This is a genomic window from Nodosilinea sp. LEGE 07088 (genome assembly GCF_015207395.1).
In the GTDB taxonomy this organism is placed as follows: Bacteria; Cyanobacteriota; Cyanobacteriia; order Phormidesmidales; family Phormidesmidaceae; genus Nodosilinea.
The window spans coordinates 1-16,713 of record NZ_JADEWX010000138.1 but is presented as its reverse complement, the minus strand read 5'-3'; the positions used below and the strand labels follow the sequence as shown (position 1 = coordinate 16,713).

The 16,713-nt window shown below is 57.5% G+C and carries 17 protein-coding genes; 9 read left to right on the top strand and 8 right to left on the bottom strand.

Translation table 11 applies throughout. The annotated features are described in order from the left end of the window. Positions 1-201: 201 nt before the first annotated feature. Positions 202-390, bottom strand: a complete 189-nt coding sequence (locus IQ254_RS23060; RefSeq protein ID WP_193968499.1) for a hypothetical protein — start codon at positions 388-390, stop codon at positions 202-204. Between the two features lie 326 nt (positions 391-716). On the opposite strand from IQ254_RS23060, the gene IQ254_RS23055 reads away from it, so the two are divergent. Both IQ254_RS23055 and IQ254_RS23050 read left to right on the top strand, forming a co-directional pair. After that, on the top strand, positions 717-1,307 hold the full coding sequence (locus IQ254_RS23055) for an SRPBCC family protein (protein ID WP_193968498.1): 591 nt from the start codon (positions 717-719) through the stop codon (positions 1,305-1,307). Next, the gene (locus IQ254_RS23050) at positions 1,294-1,659 is read left to right on the top strand and encodes a hypothetical protein (RefSeq protein ID WP_193968497.1); all 366 of its coding nucleotides are present in this window, start codon (positions 1,294-1,296) and stop codon (positions 1,657-1,659) included. Before IQ254_RS23055 ends, IQ254_RS23050 begins: the two co-directional genes overlap by 14 nt. 234 nt (positions 1,660-1,893) lie before the next feature. Here the strand turns inward: IQ254_RS23050 and IQ254_RS23045 are convergent, their stop codons facing one another. Beyond that, the gene (locus IQ254_RS23045) at positions 1,894-2,088 is read right to left on the bottom strand and encodes a hypothetical protein (protein ID WP_193968496.1); all 195 of its coding nucleotides are present in this window, start codon (positions 2,086-2,088) and stop codon (positions 1,894-1,896) included. 295 nt (positions 2,089-2,383) lie between these two features. Between IQ254_RS23045 and IQ254_RS23040 the strand changes: the two genes are divergently transcribed. Then, entirely contained in the window at positions 2,384-3,049 is a 666-nt protein-coding gene (locus tag IQ254_RS23040; protein WP_193968495.1) for an O-methyltransferase, read from the top strand. Positions 3,050-3,168: 119 nt separating this feature from the next. On the opposite strand, the gene mnmE is transcribed toward IQ254_RS23040, so the two are convergent. Further along, on the bottom strand, positions 3,169-4,605 hold the full coding sequence (gene mnmE / locus IQ254_RS23035; protein WP_193968494.1) for a tRNA uridine-5-carboxymethylaminomethyl(34) synthesis GTPase MnmE: 1,437 nt from the start codon (positions 4,603-4,605) through the stop codon (positions 3,169-3,171). 225 nt (positions 4,606-4,830) lie between these two features. Between mnmE and IQ254_RS23030 the strand changes: the two genes are divergently transcribed. Beyond that, positions 4,831-5,379: a DUF2062 domain-containing protein gene (locus IQ254_RS23030; protein ID WP_228041015.1), complete on the top strand. Its 549-nt coding sequence runs from the start codon at positions 4,831-4,833 to the stop codon at positions 5,377-5,379. A gap of 4 nt (positions 5,380-5,383) precedes the next feature. On the opposite strand, the gene dapB is transcribed toward IQ254_RS23030, so the two are convergent. Both dapB and ilvN read right to left on the bottom strand, forming a co-directional pair. Continuing rightward, positions 5,384-6,208 carry a 4-hydroxy-tetrahydrodipicolinate reductase gene (gene dapB, locus IQ254_RS23025; RefSeq protein WP_193968493.1) on the bottom strand — a complete coding sequence of 275 codons (825 nt, stop codon included), beginning with the start codon at positions 6,206-6,208 and terminating at the stop codon, positions 5,384-5,386. Between the two features lie 14 nt (positions 6,209-6,222). Further along, positions 6,223-6,744, bottom strand: coding sequence for an acetolactate synthase small subunit (gene ilvN, locus IQ254_RS23020; protein ID WP_193968501.1), 522 nt, complete (start codon positions 6,742-6,744; stop codon positions 6,223-6,225). A gap of 325 nt (positions 6,745-7,069) precedes the next feature. On the opposite strand from ilvN, the gene IQ254_RS23015 reads away from it, so the two are divergent. From IQ254_RS23015 to rpmB, 3 genes are all read left to right on the top strand, one after another. Further along, positions 7,070-10,072: an MFS transporter gene (locus IQ254_RS23015; protein ID WP_193968492.1), complete on the top strand. Its 3,003-nt coding sequence runs from the start codon at positions 7,070-7,072 to the stop codon at positions 10,070-10,072. Between the two features lie 53 nt (positions 10,073-10,125). Continuing rightward, positions 10,126-10,659: a Crp/Fnr family transcriptional regulator gene (locus IQ254_RS23010; protein WP_193968491.1), complete on the top strand. Its 534-nt coding sequence runs from the start codon at positions 10,126-10,128 to the stop codon at positions 10,657-10,659. Positions 10,660-10,747: 88 nt separating this feature from the next. Next, positions 10,748-10,984, top strand: coding sequence for a 50S ribosomal protein L28 (gene rpmB, locus IQ254_RS23005; RefSeq protein WP_190752701.1), 237 nt, complete (start codon positions 10,748-10,750; stop codon positions 10,982-10,984). 17 nt (positions 10,985-11,001) lie between these two features. On the opposite strand, the gene IQ254_RS23000 is transcribed toward rpmB, so the two are convergent. Continuing rightward, positions 11,002-11,844, bottom strand: a complete 843-nt coding sequence (locus IQ254_RS23000; RefSeq protein ID WP_193968490.1) for a PEP-CTERM sorting domain-containing protein — start codon at positions 11,842-11,844, stop codon at positions 11,002-11,004. Positions 11,845-12,247: 403 nt separating this feature from the next. Between IQ254_RS23000 and IQ254_RS22995 the strand changes: the two genes are divergently transcribed. Together IQ254_RS22995 and IQ254_RS22990 are read left to right on the top strand one after the other, a co-directional pair. Continuing rightward, positions 12,248-13,156 carry a cation diffusion facilitator family transporter gene (locus tag IQ254_RS22995; RefSeq protein ID WP_193968489.1) on the top strand — a complete coding sequence of 303 codons (909 nt, stop codon included), beginning with the start codon at positions 12,248-12,250 and terminating at the stop codon, positions 13,154-13,156. A 120-nt stretch (positions 13,157-13,276) separates the two neighbouring features. Then, the gene (locus IQ254_RS22990) at positions 13,277-13,483 is read left to right on the top strand and encodes a hypothetical protein (protein WP_193968488.1); all 207 of its coding nucleotides are present in this window, start codon (positions 13,277-13,279) and stop codon (positions 13,481-13,483) included. Positions 13,484-13,542: 59 nt separating this feature from the next. On the opposite strand, the gene IQ254_RS22985 is transcribed toward IQ254_RS22990, so the two are convergent. Both IQ254_RS22985 and IQ254_RS22980 read right to left on the bottom strand, forming a co-directional pair. Further along, on the bottom strand, positions 13,543-14,208 hold the full coding sequence (locus IQ254_RS22985) for a lysozyme (protein ID WP_193968487.1): 666 nt from the start codon (positions 14,206-14,208) through the stop codon (positions 13,543-13,545). 31 nt (positions 14,209-14,239) lie between these two features. After that, positions 14,240-16,204 carry a D-Ala-D-Ala carboxypeptidase family metallohydrolase gene (locus IQ254_RS22980; protein ID WP_228041013.1) on the bottom strand — a complete coding sequence of 655 codons (1,965 nt, stop codon included), beginning with the start codon at positions 16,202-16,204 and terminating at the stop codon, positions 14,240-14,242. Positions 16,205-16,713: the final 509 nt, after the last annotated feature.

The following is a 16,713-nucleotide window of genomic DNA, read 5'->3' as shown; positions in this document are numbered from 1 at the left end:
CAGGCGATTTTTCGAGTTCTCAGAGGATGAATCGTAGGGCCGACCCTCGCTGCTCCACGGACTATGACGATCACGTGCCTAGGGGATACGGTCTAGCACTACTTCTCTCTCAACATACAAGGGGAGCTAGGGAGCCAAGCGATCCAGAACGGTGGACATATTTCCGCAGTACTAGTACCGAAAGGCAGAAGGCAGCCAGCGTTAGCGAATCCGCTGCAGGCTGCTGGCAATGCCTAGCCCAAAACAGAGCAAAATCAGCAGCCAAATCAGCAGCCCAGGAACAAAGGCTAGCAGTGACAGACCCCGTAAAATCCACATGATGGCGGTCAGCCCTAGGGCCGCCAGAAATAGCTTAGTTAGCGGTTGCAGCGGGTAGCGACGACGGCTCATGACAGCGATCACTCCGTTTATAAAGCTTCTACTAGGGTAGGGGATAATACTGAAGCCATTGATAAAAGCATCGTAATGATCAGGCAGGATTAAGGGGTTTTACCGTAGCGTCAACATTTAATGGAAACACCAACGGTGCGGCGGTAGCTTTGACTGGGCGGTTTGTTGTGGATAGAGGGACGGCTCGTTGCCAAGGTCAGGGGAACAACCGCAGTTGTTATGTGCTCTAGGTAACCTGCACCATTACCGACCATATCCGCTGCATGTCACGCCCGCTGAACAGGGGAATAGCCCATCAAACCAAGTTGTGTAGGAGGAGTGAATCCATGGTCATTAGCACAGTGCCACCAACCCGCGCCGGGAGCCCAGCTAACGATGTTTTGGCCCAGTTTTCTCCCAGCGATCAGGTGGCCCTACTGCGGGGGGATGTACTGGTTCAGTCTCAGCCGCAGCAGACTGGTGGCTCGGTTACCGCCCATATTTATGTTCCCCTGGCTCGGCCTCAAGTCTGGCCCCAGGTGACCAATTACAGCTGTTGGACGCAGTTTTTTCCCAATATTACTCATAGCGAAGTGATCGAGACGGTCAAAACGGCATCGCAGCGCTACCGCCGCCTCTACCAGGTCGGGCGCAAGGGATTTATGATGCTCACGGCCCAGGTTGAGATCTATTTAAAGGTGGTTGAAACCGCCTGCGAGGCGATTCAATTTCGTCTGGAGCAGGGTACCTTTGCTCACTTTGCCGCCGATTTGCACCTGCAAGACTTTAACCAGGGGACGCTGCTGACCTACTCGGTGCAGGCGGCACCGACTATTCCAGTGCCGAGTTTTTTAATTGAGCAGGCCATGAAGACCGACCTACCCGGTAACATGAGGCAGATGAGACGAGTACTGTGCGCCCGGTATGGTGTGGTTTAAGCGACTTCGAGGTGGCCTCTGGCTGGGATTGGGATATTTGCTATCCCCCCTTTCTTGGTGGAATGATTTGGTCTTTAATCTGCCGATCGCCTACGGATTTGCCTATCTGGTCACCCTGGGCCATCGTGCCTGGTTTGTGCCCGCCACCATTCTCGGCTACTGGCTCTCGAATGTGGTGGGAATGGTGATGATGCAGTGGGGGGCTACCGATGTGTTACGGGCCGATCGCCAGACCAATTGGCAGCGTGACCTGCTGATAGGGTTGGCGAGTTCAACGGTCTACACGGCGATCGCAGCGGGTCTGGTCTATTTCAATGTTCTACGCCTGCCCCCAGGCCTGACCCTGGGCTGACGTTAGGCGATCGGAGCGGCCTAGTACCGAAAGGCAGCAGTAAGAAGGCAGAAGGCAGAACGGGAACCCCAGGCCTCATAAGGGTTTCCGCGTGAGTAAACAGCTGGGTTATTGCCGCCTCAGAGTACTAGTACTCCACGGCGCAAGTTTAGATACTAGTCCTTAGGGCTAGGGAGCAGGGGAGCTAGGGAGCCAAGCGATCCGGAACGGTGGACATATTTCAGCCTTCGAATACTAGCTATAGCGCTCAACAAAGGCTCGACCCGCCGACATGGCTGCACTGCTAGTGCTATAAAAGGTGCCGTCGCTGAGTACATCTAGGTCGGGGTTCACAATCCAGCACTGATAGCCCCGATCGCGGTTGTGGCTGACGCCAATAATCCAGCCGGTCATCGCCGAAATTTGCACTACAGAATCTGCGTCGTCCATGGCCGTATCCTCCTGAGGCCTAAGACATGCTGAGTCTACTGCGCCTAGAACGTCGGTACAGAAACCCGGTTTCTACCCTGGGAAGGACCAAATCTCGTAGGCCAACCAACGAAGAAACCGGGTTTCTAGCCATACTGAACCGATGTTCTAGCCCCCGAGGATCGCAGTAACTTTAAAGCCCGAGGGCGTAGGGGGCAGTGCTATGGTAAATCACATCCGGTTGCCCAGGGCAAAACCGCTGACTTTCTTCTGATTTAGCTGATTCGCCCCCGACTGTCTCTCCCTGATCTCTGCTATGAGCAATCAAACCCTCAACCTCGACGACCGCCTCCATCGCTACCTGCTCGACCACTCGGTGCATGAGACAGCGGTACAGGTAGCCCTGCGGGCCGAAACGGCCCAGCAACCCATGGCACGAATGCAGATTGCGCCGGAGCAGGGCCAGTTGATGGCGCTGCTGGTGCAGCTTTTGGGGGTTACCAAGGCCTTAGAAGTGGGCGTGTTTACCGGCTATAGCGCCCTAGCGGTGGCCCTGGCCCTACCGCCGGAGGGCCAGCTGGTGGCCTGCGATGTCAGTGAAGACTACACCGCGATCGCGCGCCGCTATTGGCAACAGGCGGGCGTAGCCGACAAGATCGACCTGCGCATCGGCCCCGCCGTTGACACCCTAGACCGGCTGATTGCCGCCGGGGACGCCAATAGCTTTGACTTTGCCTTTATCGATGCTGACAAAAGCAACTACCCCACCTACTACGAACAGGCGCTACAGCTCGTGCGCCCGGGCGGTTTGATTGCCATCGACAATGTGCTGTGGTCAGGGCAGGTGGCCGACCCTGAGGTTACCGACAACCGCACCAAAATTCTACGGACTCTCAACGACACCATTCACCAAGACCGCCGCGTCACCGCCAGCCTGGTGCCCATCGCCGACGGCCTCACCCTGGCGATGAAAAAGCGCTGATCGTCTGATACCAAATCCTGCCTGAATACCCCCCGGTTCGTAGGGGCATAGCATGCTATGCCCCTACGAGGTTCCTGATTATGAATCGGGGTTTCCCAAATCGGATTTCGTATAAGCTCCTACTTGCCGATGCAAAACCGGCTGAAGATTTCGTCCAGCATCGACTCGGTGATATCGTCGCCGGTAATGCTGCCCAGGGCCGCGATCGCCGCCCGCAGATCGATCGTCCAAAAGTCAAGCGGCAGACGATTTTCGATGGTTTCCTGCACCTGCTTCAGGGCTATGCTGGCCCGGATGAGAGCGGCTTCCTGGCGCTGGTTGACCGTAAACTCCAGGTTGGCTGCCAGCAGTTGATCGGCATGAATGGCGGTGAGAATGGCCTGCTCTAGGGCATCGATGCCTCGCTGCTGGGCGGCGGCAGTGTGCACCACATAGACCCCGGTCGGGAGCGATAGGCCAGTCAAATCGTTGGCGTCTACCAGATCGACCTTATTGACCACCACGATTAAGGGGCCACGGCTGCCCCCGTCCTTGCACACCGACCCATAAAGCTGGCTATCGGCCACCGTCCACCCGGCGGTGGCGTCGATGGTGAGCAACACCAGGTCAGCCCCCTGGGCCACCTGGCGCGATCGGGCGATGCCCAGCTGTTCTACCGGGTCATCGGCCTCGCGAATGCCGGCCGTATCCAGCACCTGGATGGGAATGCCGCCCACCACCAGCTGGGACTCGACCACATCGCGGGTGGTACCGGGCAGGGCGGTGACAATGGCGCGATCGCAGCGGCTCCAGGCATTGAGCAGGCTCGACTTACCCACATTGGGGCGACCGACGATCGCTACCTTCAGCCCCGTGCGCAGCAGCTCCCCCGACTCTGCGGTCGCTAAAATGCGCTCGACCTCGGTCAACACCGCCGCTATCTGGCTACCTACCAGGGCCTCATCCAGGGGCGGCAAATCGTCCTCAAAGTCGATGCGGGCCTCGACCTCCGCCAACACATCCAAACAGGTCGAGCGCAACTGCCGAATGGGGGCCATCAACTTACCCTGCACCCCGGCCAGGGCCGTCTTCGCCGCCAGGGCAGACTGGGCCGCCACCAAATCGGCCACCCCCTCGGCCTGGGTTAGATCTAGCCGACCATTGAGAAATGCCCGCAGGGTAAATTCCCCCGGCTGAGCCAGCCTGGCCCCCTGGGCAAGACAGAGCTGCTGCACCTGCTGCACCGCCATCAGCCCGCCATGGCAGTGAAACTCCACCACGTCTTCACGGGTGTAGGAGCGAGGGGCCAGCATCAGCAGCAGCAGCGCCTCATCCACCACCTGCTGGGTTACCGGGTCACGCACCTGGCCGTAAAGAATCCGGTGGCTCTCCCAGGGCTGCTGCCCAGGCACATGGAACAGGGTGCGGGCGATCGCCACAGCGTCAGCTCCCGACAGCCGCACAATGCCCACACTGCCCTGCTGGGGTGCGATCGCCGTAGCGATCGCCACAATGGTTTCCCCCTGGGTGGGGCCAGGTAATGGCACAGTTTGGGTGGTGGCACGGGTGCCCTTCATGGCAGTCATTTTACATGGTGAAGTGATGTTGAAGCCTCGATACCAGGCCAACAGGTGCCCCGCTCCTGGGTACAATAGAAAAGAATCTTCACACCTGTCTAAGATTCTATCGCTGGCGTCGGCCCTGGCTCTGCTTTCTGTGGGGCAAATCGGCAGCCTCCACAACATCTCGCCTAGCTCCTTTGACCCCAGCCAGGCACCTCAAGCTTGGACGATTTCTACACTATGGCCACGATTACACCGTCTACACCTACGAATGTGACCCCCAGCTCCAAGCTCTCCATGCGCAAAATAAACCGGCCCCGGTGGCGACGCCAGGTGCGCTACATTTATCTTCGTTTTTTACGGCTCCAGGGCACGCCAGAGCAACTGGCGCGGGGGATGGCCTCGGGGATATTTTCTGGCTGTTTTCCGCTGTTTGGCTTTCAAACCATCATTGGCGTAGCTGTTGCCACAGTGCTGCGGGGCAACCGTCTGATGGCGGCGGCGGCCACCTGGGTGAGCAACCCGTTTACCTACGTCCCCATTTTTGCCTTCAACTATCAGGTGGGCCACTGGCTGCTGGGCGGCACTGCCGCCCCCGCCTTCGATGACCTCGATACCCTGCGCAGCTGGATGGATATGGGCAGTGATGTATCGATTCGACTGATGCTGGGCAGTACCGTAGTTGGTGCTGTGGCCGGAGTAGCCAGCTATTTTGCCGGGTTACCCCTGATTCGACGGGTGCGATCGCAACAGCTGGCCCGCCAACAAGCCAAACTAGAGCAGTCCTAGGCGGCTAAAGCACCTTGTCTAACCCATAGATCAATGATTTGAGCGCCATAATGCGGCGAATGCACAGCAGTACGCCGGGCATGAAACTGGCGCGATCGCTGGTGTCGTGGCGCAGGGTATAGAGCTGCCCCGGTGAGCCAAACAACACCTCCTGGTGGGCAATGAGCCCTGGCAGTCGCACGCTGTGGATATTAATGCCCTCAGGGGTTGCGCCCCCGCGTGCTCCGGGGATGGTCTCGGTTTCTTTCACCAGAGGTGGATTAAACGTCTTTTGCACCTCCGCCAGCATTTGGGCGGTCTGTACCGCCGTGCCGCTGGGGGCATCGGCCTTCTGGTTGTGGTGCAGCTCAATAATCTCAACATGGTCGAAATACTGGGCCGCCTGCTGGGCCGCCTGCTGCATCAGCACCACCCCAATGGAGAAGTTGGGCACGATCAGGCAGCCAATGCTGGCCTTATCGGCGAACTCAGCTAGATCGTGAATCTGGCTGTTGGTGAGGCCAGTGGTGCCCACCACCGGCCTGACACCGTAGGCAATGGCCGCTCGCACCGACTCATAAATGCTGTCGGGGTGGGTAAAATCAACCATTACCGCTAGCCCCTGGCTTTGGGCGGCCACCAGAGTTGCCTCCAGATCATTCATAATTGGCACTTCTAGGGGGCGGTAGCCAATCACCTCACCAATGTCTTCGCCAATCTGGGCCGGGTTCTTGTCAACGGCTCCGACCAGGGTCATGTCTTTGGCCTGGGCCACCGCCTTAATTACCTCGCGGCCCATTTTGCCGCAGGCCCCATTGACCACAACGGGAATAGTGGTTTGAGCAGTCATAGGAGAGTAAGCCCTTACTGAAACTTGCGTTCTAACGATTTGAGGTATTCGGTGTTGACCCCTGACTCTCGGGGTAGAGCAATCTTACCGGTGCGGGCAATTTCGCGAATGCCAAACCGATTGAGCACCTGCACAATCGCCACCATCTTGCCGGGGTCTCCCACCACCTCCAGGGTGAGGGAATCTTCCGAGACATCCACCACCCGCGCCCGAAAGATCTGGGCAAACTCGATCACCTCAGAGCGATTGGTGCTGGTGGCATTGACCTTAAGCAGCATCAGCTCTCGCTCAACACAGGGCGTCGCCGTCAGGTCGTTGACCTTGATCACGTTGATCAACTTATACAGTTGCTTAGTCAGCTGCTCAACCACCCCGTCGTCGCCGGGTACCACCATGGTAATGCGCGAAATGCCAGAGGTTTCTGCCGGCCCCACCGCCAGACTCTCGATATTAAAACCACGGCGGGCAAAAAGACCGGCAATGCGGCTCAGCACCCCAGATTCGTCTTCAACTAGAACGGAGAGGGTGTGCTTGATCGCCTGCTGGGGCGCTAGAGCTGAGTTAGGCAGTGTAGAGGGGTTAACCATAGGGGTGGAAAGGTAGAAGGTGCCAGCAACCAAGCTGACCCATAACGGCAGAGAACCTAGCAAACCTCAATAATATCTTGAAACGCTTTGCCTAGGTTCGCCGCTTCATCTATTGCAAGTGAGTAGAACCCAAGGCTATTGCGCTACCGAAAAACGGCTTGAGCCAAGGACTTTCCTATCACAGCCGCCTCACTGAATAGGTACCACTCCGACTACCCACATGCGTCAGATTGGGTATCCTTGAGGCACTTAATCTATCGTCACGGCACGCGGCATGAGCTTATCTGGCCCAGCTCAAGATATGCAGACCCTCCAGGGGCGGCTGCTCAATCTGATTAACCTGCGACCCGGTGAAGAAGAGCGCACCCTACTCATGTTTGCCTTCTACACCGCCACCTCCATGGGCATTTTGTGGTTAGAGGTCAGTTCGGCGGCGCTGTTTTTGGGTGAATACGGGGCCTCTAGCCTGCCCTGGATCTATATCTTTAGCGCCGGGGTGGGGCTGGGGCTGAGCGTGGTTTACTCGTGGCTACAGCGGCTGTTTCCGCTGCGCCGGGTGATTGTGATTATCGCCCTGCTGATGGCGCTACCTATTTTAGGGTTCCGCTGGGGGTTGGCAGTGCCCTGGCTGGCGGCGCCGATGGTGTTTTCGATGCGGCTCTGGATTGAGGCCATCTATGGGCTCAATGACCTCAATCTATCGGTAACGGCCAACCAGCTGTTTAACATTCGCGAGATCAAGCGGGCGTTTCCCATTATCAGCAGCGGCAACCTAGTGGCCGATGTGATTAGCGGCTTTTCGGTATATGTGCTGTTGCGGCTAATTGGGCTGCAAAACGTGCTGCTGCTGTCGTTTTTGGTCATGTTGCTGGGCAGCGGAATTTTATACTACCTCAGCCGCAACTATGAGCATGCCTTTCCTGACTCGCCCAAGCGCCAGGCAGAGGATGCTGAGTCGGTGGAGAGTTTTAGATCGCGCCAGCGGCTCCAGGGCTCGATGCGGCAGTATGTGGTGCTGCTGTTTTCATTTTTTGTGCTGGGTCAAATGCTGCTGTTCTCGATTGAGTTTCAGTTCTTTAATCAACTAGAAACCGGTCTAGAGGTTGAAACCATTGCCGTATTTTTAGGCTTTTTTAGCGGCCTGTTGGGGTTAATTGAGCTGTTCACCCAGTGGTTTACTTCCAGCCGTTTGATTGAGCGGGAGGGGGTGTTTAAGGTGGCCCTGATCTTGCCGTCGGTGATTGTCATCCTGGGCCTGACGACCCTGATCGTGAGCTTTCCGGCTCGTTTTAGCGCCATGGCGCTGTTTATTGGTCTGGTGGTGCTGAAATTTTTTGACGAGTGGTTGCGTTACACCCTGGTAGCCACCACTCGACCCATTTTGTTTCAGCCGATTCCCGACCAGGTGCGCAGTACGGTGCAGTCATGGGTGGGGGGGATTGCCGAACCGCTCTCCATGGGGGGAACCGGGGTGACCATTTTGGTCACCATTTGGCTGTGCAACCGGATTGGCTTAACTGACACTATCGTGCAGGCACGGCTCTTTTTGCTGGGGACGGTGGTAGCGGCGATGGTCTGGTTTGGGGTGATGGTGTTGCTGCGATCCCGCTACCTCAACCTCCTGGTACGGGGGGCTGAGCGGGGGTTATTGACCTTTTCCGATGCCAACCTGCGGGTGCTGCGGCGAGCCTTTATCGAGCAGCTAGAGCAGCCTGGCTTAGACACCAATAAGCGATCGTGCATTGAGCTCCTCAGCCACATTGACCCCAAAAATGTCGGCGAGATTTTAGCCCCGCGCCTGGTCGATCTGTCGCCCGGTCTCCAGCGCCAGAGCCTAGAGGCCATGCTGGAATATCCCAACCCGGCCTACACCGCTCAGGTGCAAGAACTGCTGGCAGTGCGCGATCAGGCCCCAGAAATTTTGGCCCTGGCCCTGCGCTACGTCTGGCTGGCCGAAGATCGCTTCAATATCAACGACCTGCGCCCCTACCTACACCCCGATGTCGATGCGGTCGTGCGGGGCACAGCAGCATCGCTGATGTTGCGGCGGGGCAACATTCAGGAACGGGCCGAAGCCACCGCCACCCTGCGCAAAATGCTGGTGCACGACGAAGAGCGCGAGCGGGTGATGGGCTGTCGTGCCCTGGGGGAAGCCGACTACATGGAGTCACTCAGCATCTACATCGATGAGCTGCTGCAGGATTCATCTCTGCGGGTGCGACGGGCATTGCTAGAGGCGATCGCCGCCACCCAGTATCGAAAGTACTACCCTTCACTGCTTAAGGCGTTGCAGTATAAGTCAACCCGCGAAGCGGCCATGGGTGCCCTGACTCGCCTGGGCAATGAAGCCCTACCCATGCTCGAAGAGCTGGCCCTCAATAGCTACCGGCCCGAGGGCCTGCGCAACCAAGCCTGGCAGGTGATCGGCAACATTGGTACGCTGCCCGCCCTGGAGTTTTTAATTCAAAACTTGATTACCACCTGGGGCAGTACTCGCCGCCACATTCTGCGCATTTTGCTCAGCCTCTACCAAGAATCTGGGGTCAAACGATCGGCCCTGATTGACGAGGCCATAGACCGCATGCTGGGTCGCAGCGGTATCGAAGATCTGCTTAACACCGAGTTGGCCTTTGCCGGCCAAATTTTAGCTGCCAAAGTTGATCTGGCCCCCGGTCGAGTCGAGGGCACCGAAGCTGACCTACTACGTGAGGCCCTCAACGGCCTCCAAAATGACGCCACCGAACGGCTGTTTATGCTGCTGCGGTTTGTGTCACCGGCCAATGCGATTCAGGCGGCCCAGGTCAGCCTGAGCGGGTCAGTAGCCGCCTGGGCACGAGGGATTGAGATTCTCGACAATGTGGTGGACGTGGCCAATAAGCGATCGATTTTGATTCTGCTCGATCGCCGCTCCGATGCCGAAAAGCTGAAGCTATTGGCTACCTCTACACCGCTGATTTCCTACCAGCCGCTGCCGCCGCGCGATCGCCTGCGGCAGGTGCTAGACCTGCGCAACTTTTTGTCAGATTGGGCCATTGCCTGCTGCTTTCATCTAGCCCGAGTAGAGCGGTGGAATCTGACCGCCGAGCATACCTTAGCCCTGCTACAGCACTCCACCGGTTTTGTGCGAGAGGCTGTGCTAGCCTACCTAGCAGTGGCCTCTCCCCGGGCCCTGCGGGAGCTCTTGCCCCTGATGGAGCAAGACACCGATCGACTGGTCACAGCCCAGGTCAAACAGCTGATCAACACCTATAATTTGGAGCCGAGCTCCTCGGGCTAAGTCTATTCAGGCCAGGCTGCCAAGCCTGGCCCCATCGTCTTGAACTACCCCGCATGCTAAACAGCGTCCAACGTCTCCTCTTCGTCCGCGATGTGCCGATTTTCAAAGAACTTCGGGACGATTTTTTGGTGCGGCTGGCCTCGGTGATGGATGAGGTGTTTTACGACAGCGGCTACACCATCATTACCGAAGGCCAAGAGGGGCGATCGATGTACATCGTTGTGTCTGGCCGAGTCAGCGTTCACATCGGGGGTCAGGAGGTGGCCCAGCTTAACCAGGGGGAGTGTTTTGGCGAAATGTCGGTGTTTGACGCTGAGCCGCGATCGGCGTCGGTGACCACCCTCGAATCGTGTAACTGTCTGGTGCTGACTCAGCAGCAGCTCTACGATGCGATCGACGAAACCCCCGGCATTGCCGTCAACGTCATTCGTCTGCTCTCCCGCCGCATTCGCGAGCTCAACCAAGATCTCAACCAGGTTAGACAGCAGCTGGCCCAACTCCCACAACCCCAACAGCCACCCCGCCCCCAGTGGTATCGGCCCGCGCCTTTTCCCCCTGCCGAGTCACTAGCCCAACCTGGCAATTAGACTCGGACTTACCTATGGGGGCAGTCTGGTCTCTGCTATACTTGTAAGCTGCGCTATTGTGCCATTCGCTCACCGCCGGAGGATAATCATGGCTCGTCATTGTCAACTCACTGGAAAGAAGGCCAACAACGCCTTTTCCATCTCCCACTCCCATCGCCGCACTAAGCGGCTACAGGAGGCCAACCTACAAGAGAAGCGAGTATGGTGGCCCCAGGGCAAGCGCTGGGTCAAGCTGCGCCTATCGACCAAAGCCATCAAAACTCTGCAAACCAAGGGTCTAGAGGCCATGGCCAAGGAAGCTGGCCTCAACCTCAACAAGTGCTAGCCCTCTGGGTTAGCGTTTCAGATTCGGCGACGCAATAGCGCCAGCCCCGCCGCCACAACTCCTAAGGCGAAGGCCGTGCCTGGTTCAGGTACGGCCTTCGCTTTGGCCTGCCGTTGCACTGTCATGACGAAGCGAAACACGGACGATTCACCAGGGGCGAGTATGCGGTCAAACTGTAGAGCAGCGGTAATGTCGGCATTGACTACAGAGCCAGGACTATTTTGTAAATTGGTCGCCGGGGGATTGTATAACTCGGCCAGCAGCGGTCCATAGGGGCCAATCTGCACCGCCGTCGGGGCTTGATCTACGGAGAGTGTCGCCAGAGCACCCGAGGAATCTGTTTGGGTCAGACTATTGCCGACAAAAAAAGCGGTGTCATTATCGATAGAGTTGTCAAACTGAAGGTCGTAGTCAATATATTTGAACAGGGAAACATTTAACCAGTCCTGGCCGGTGTTAGTCAGGGTTACCGTCTCCTGGCGAATGGCGCTGTAGCCGCCGGGGACACCGCCCAACAGGATCGAATCGAGAGCTAAGTTTAAGTTAGCCCCAAAGGTTGAAAAGCTCGCGTTAACCCGGTTGCTAGCAGGCTGGCTGAGCTCGACGACCTGTAAGTCTTCTAGACGGAGGTCGCGCTGGGTAGAGGCTGCACCAATATTCAGAAAGTACAGGTCGCTAAACAGGGTCTCAATGCCATCGACTAGCCAAGATTGATCTTCACTGAAGCGGAGCAAGTCAGCTCGATAGGTCGAGTTACCACTGGTCAACTCGATGAATTCGGGCAGAGATGCCGCCTGAACTCCATCCGGCAAAGTTGCCGTGAGCCCTAAGATACAGGTGGTGGAGAGCCAGCTTTTCATAATCAACACAGGCCTGGAGGGCAATGGAGCTAGCTACAGGTTTACCAATCGAGCTATAGGCACTGGCAGAAAGGGTTAACAGAGCTATCGACTAATGAATAACTATGACGCGATCGCGCTGATTTTGTTTCAGGCTAATCGTCAACCCCGTCGCTGCTCACTGATTTCTAAGAGTATTTACGGAATCCTTAAAATAAATGGTACGAATTACTGGCTGTTGCTGCTATCAGCTGTACTCCCATTATCTATAAAGATAGCTGAGCGGCGGGGGCCAGGTGCAGGCAATGCCAGCAATTTTGCGCCGATGCCAGGGTCAACCCTAACATCGGCGCTGTAAGGTATACCCAGAATGGTCTTCATGGTTCTCAGGCCAATTTTCTCGCTACCGCCCCGGCACCTTGCTATGGTAAACACGTCTCTTAGCTCTACCCGTGACACCCGCCATGCCGTACAGCGGGTACTGCTGATTACCCTCGCTCTCAACCTGACGGTGGTCATGCTCAAAGCCATCGTCGGTCTGATGACCGGGTCACTGAGCCTGCTGGCCGATGCCCTGCATAGCGTTACCGATAGCGCCAACAACGTCCTCGGTTTAACCACCAACCGCCTAGCTGACCCTGAGCCCGACCGCGACCACCCCTACGGCCACCAAAAGTATGAGGCCATCGGAGCACTGGGGATTGCGGCATTTTTGGGCATTGCCTGCTTTGAAATTCTCAAGAGCGCTGTAGAACGCATTCTCTCTGGTGGCAACCCAGTCACTATGGGAGCTAACGCCCTATGGATCATGCTGGCGGTGCTGGGCATCAACATTTTTGTAGCCATTTACGAACGTCGGGTGGGGCTCGCCCTCAACAGCAAGATTTTGATTGCTGACGCCCACCACACCATGAGCGACATCTGGACGACGATCGTAGTGCTAGCCGGGCTAATTGGGGTTTGGCAGGGGCTAACCTGGCTCGATATTGCCCTGGCCTTCCCGGTGGCGATATTGGTGTTTAAAAGCGGGTGGACGGTGCTCCGCGAGAATTTACCCTGGCTGGTTGACGAAATGGCGATCGCCCCCGAGGCGATCCACATTCAGGTGATGCAGGTGCCCGGCGTGATCAACTGCCACAACATTGCCTCGCGGGGGCTGCTCGGGCGACAGGTGTTTATCGATATGCACATGGTGGTGCAACCCACCGATATTCGGGCCGCCCACAACATCACCGAAGCGGTCGAAAACCGCCTAGAGGAGATCTACGGCCCCGCCCGCATCACCATCCATGTAGAGCCCAGGGAATATACAGAGGAGACGATCACCTATTAGAGTACTTCAACAAATAAAATATCCATTGACTCAGCAGGCTCTTGACTCAGCGGACTCTGGGGTGATTTCGACGACCCCCTTGACCTGGGGAGTAAGCATCTGCTCTATGGGTAGCTGGGGGTGAAGGCCTATTGGGTGATTAAGACCCAGGCCAAGGAGGTGATTGCGTTTGTGGTGGCCACCGGGGGGAGTCGGCACATTGCTATGTCGCAGGTGCTGCCTCAGCCCATTATGAAGTTGGTGAATGAAGCGCTGGAGCGAAGCGAGGGGGAAGATACGAGTGCGATCGGGCGGTGGCGGCTGGGGGCTTACGGTAAGGCTGGGTAGGGGCAGCCTCGGCTATGGCCAGACCGAATCGCAATCCAGGCTGTTCTAAGGTAGTATCTCTAGCTCAAATACAGCGATCGCTCCGCCTGGCGACGGCGCACCAGCCCCGGCAAGATTTGGCCGTCGGCATAGACCCAGCGCAGAAACTCATTGGCGGCCCCGGCAAAATCACCGGCATTGTGTTTACGCAGCAAGGTCGAGTTGCGGTAGGCACCCAGCCCCACGTTGAACGCCAGCGACACCATCGCCGAAAACTGGTTTTCGTTGGTGGTAATGGTGAGGGCATCGCTCACCCCCTGCTCAAACAGATCGAGATCCTGCTGGAGAATCGCCTCGGCCTCGGCGGCGGTGATGGTCATGCCTGGGTAAACCGGCGGTGGCCCCGCCATCGAGGTATGGCCGTAGCCAATAGTCCAGATGCCGACCGGGTCGCGATAGGCCGTGGTGCGCAGCCCTTCAAACTCTTTAATTAGCGCCAGCCCGGCGGCGTTGATCTGCCCGCTCTGGGGGGGCTGCCAGGGCTTGGGCTCGGGGGCACCGGTGCCCAAAGCAGTGGTCATCGCGGTGGGGTAATCGGGCCGATCAAACCAGGCCGCCATGCCTGTGACATCGAGCACCTGCTCCTGGGGGTTGCTGGTTGAGTCTGATTTGGTAATGCGCGACAGCCAAACACCCCCCTGCATCAGGTAGATGGCCAAGTCAGTGTGTTTAATCCAGGTGCCCATGGCCGTCTCCTAGGGTGCGAAATTAGCTGTCTTAATAGCTCCAGCGGGCCCGGTAGCCCCGGGCATCGATATGGGTAAATGAATTGGCACTGGCCAGGCCACCTCGGTTGCCCCACCAGCTATCCAGGTCGGCGTACACATCGAAGGGGTGCCGCCCCGGTACGACAAAATCGAGGGCATCGCCAAGCAGATGGCGCGACTGAGAGGCTCCACCCACGGCATTGTTAGTAGCCGGGTCGCGATACCAGGAGTTGACCTTAATCGGTACCCCGTAGCGCTTGCGAATATCTTCCATGGCGGTGGCAATGCGCAAAATGCCGTAGATCACGTTGGCATTGGCCGGGCGGCGATAGCTGCCGGTGGCATTGTTCACGTGCAGGGCCTCGCCCCAGGTAAAGTGCCCCTTTTCACCGTACTGAGTCTCCCAGTAGATCGGGTCGTTGGCGTAGTAGGTGCCGCTAAAGCCCGGGAACTGGAGCGCAATGCCGCGATCGCCCGGATTCGGAGGTTGCCCACCGCTGTTGTCGTCGGGGTTGTTGCCGATGTTGGTGCCAACCACATAGATGTCGAGCAGATAGGCATACCAGGTATTGCGGTTTTGGGGCCCCAGAAATGCACCCTTGAGCGCTACCTTGATGTGGTTACTTTTAGGCTGCGTGTAGGACGCCAGCTCAAAAATCGTGTTCTTCTTCACCAAGACCTTCTCATCCGCAGGCAGTTCGGAGGAGAGGGCCACGCTGGTTTTGAATACCGTGTCACTAACCACCCGCAGCAGTTCCCGTCGGCCTGCAATGGTGACGTGGGGATTGTAGACGTACCAGGTGGTCGCCTGGCCGGGGCCCAGAGCCGTATCAGCTAGCTCAATTTGAGTGTGGTTGCCGGGGGCCGGCAGATAGCCCACCAGCTTGAACTCGGTCGCCTTGGGCACCGCTATTTTGTCGGCCTCGGGCAGCTCTGAGGAAGGCCGAGGGGCCCGCTTAAAGACGGTGTTGCCCAGGGTGGTCAGGGCAATAGCCGACACCAGCTTGGTGGTCTGGGGGTTGACGTACCAGGTGGTGGTTTTGCCATCGCCCAGGGTGGGTTCGACCAGCTCAATTAGCCACAGCGAGTCGCCCAGGTCGGTGTAGTACTGAATATCAAAAGTATTGCCCTGCTGCACCTGCACTTTTTGGGCATCGGGCAGCTCTTCCGGGGGCTTGGGGCTGAGGGTAAAATAGGTGTCGCTGATGGTCTCGACCTGCAGGCCGTCGTGGGGGGCACCGCCCCCGCCACTGCCATCCAGCGTGGCCTTGGCATGCAGGTTATAGACGTACCAGACGGTGCCGTTGCTGGGGCCTAGGGTGGTATCGGCCAGCTCAATTTGGGTGTGGTTGGCTACCGCCGACATAAACGACGCCAGCTGAAACTCGCGCCCCTGCTGGACGAAGACCTTGGCGGTGCTGGGCAGTTGAGTAGAGGGTTTGGGCTCTAGCTTAAATAGGGTGTCGTAGGTGACGGTGAGCACCGACGCGGTGCCCAGGCGGATGTCGGGGGTGTAAACATACCATCGGTTGCGGGTGCCATCGCCAATGGTCGGCTCCACCAGCTCGATCAGCCAGTGATAGTTGCCGACATCGTTGTAGTAGCGAATCTGGACGATGGTGCCCCGTCGAACCAGCACCTTTTCGCCAGCGCCCAGCTGGCTCGACTGCTGCGGACTAATTTTAAAGAAAGTGTCGCTGACCACCTTAAGCTGGCCGTTGGGCTCGATTACCAGGCCCTGGTCGCCCGGATCCGGCGGGGGCTGCACCGGCTCGGGCTCCGGTGCCCCCGTGCCTACCGAGACCGTCATGCCGCGAGGGCGATCGCTGCGGGCAAACCAGGCTTTGAGGCTGCTAACATTGGCCACCTGCTCTTGGGCATTGGTCTGGGAGGGGCGCTTCGGCACGGCCTGCAGGTAACCATTACCCGACATCAGATAGATGGCGTCGTCAGTTTCTTTAATCCAGGTGCTCATGATGGTTTTGATGCCAGAGTTAGCCTAGGCGATGCGCCCAATGTGATGGGCAATGCCGTTTAGACTAAGCTATCTTAGCCTGCGGTGAAACCCCAGTAGGCACCGCAGCCCATACGGCTGTGCCACCTCAACCCTGCATGGTTTAGTCTTCATTCTCGTCATTAGGGAACGTCAAAATTTCGTCTTGAATGAGTTCCGGTAAGTTTTCAGCGTGAGCATGGAGGTGAGCATCGTACTTAACATTCATGGGGTGCCTCCTGCCAGTAGCGGGTAATTCACTGATAAACATCACGGCGATGTCTAACCCGCATTATTTAAAGCATTGGCGTTGAATCATTAATCCCATATAAGTAGGCAGTTGAGATTAAATGTAAGATAGCAGGGTAGCCAGAGTGCCCTCAAATGCCCGCCCCATTACGCATCATTTTGACCGAGGAAGAAGACCGCACGTTAAGTGAACTTCGGGAGGCTCAGACAGTTCCCTATCGGACGCGTGACCGAGCGCATAT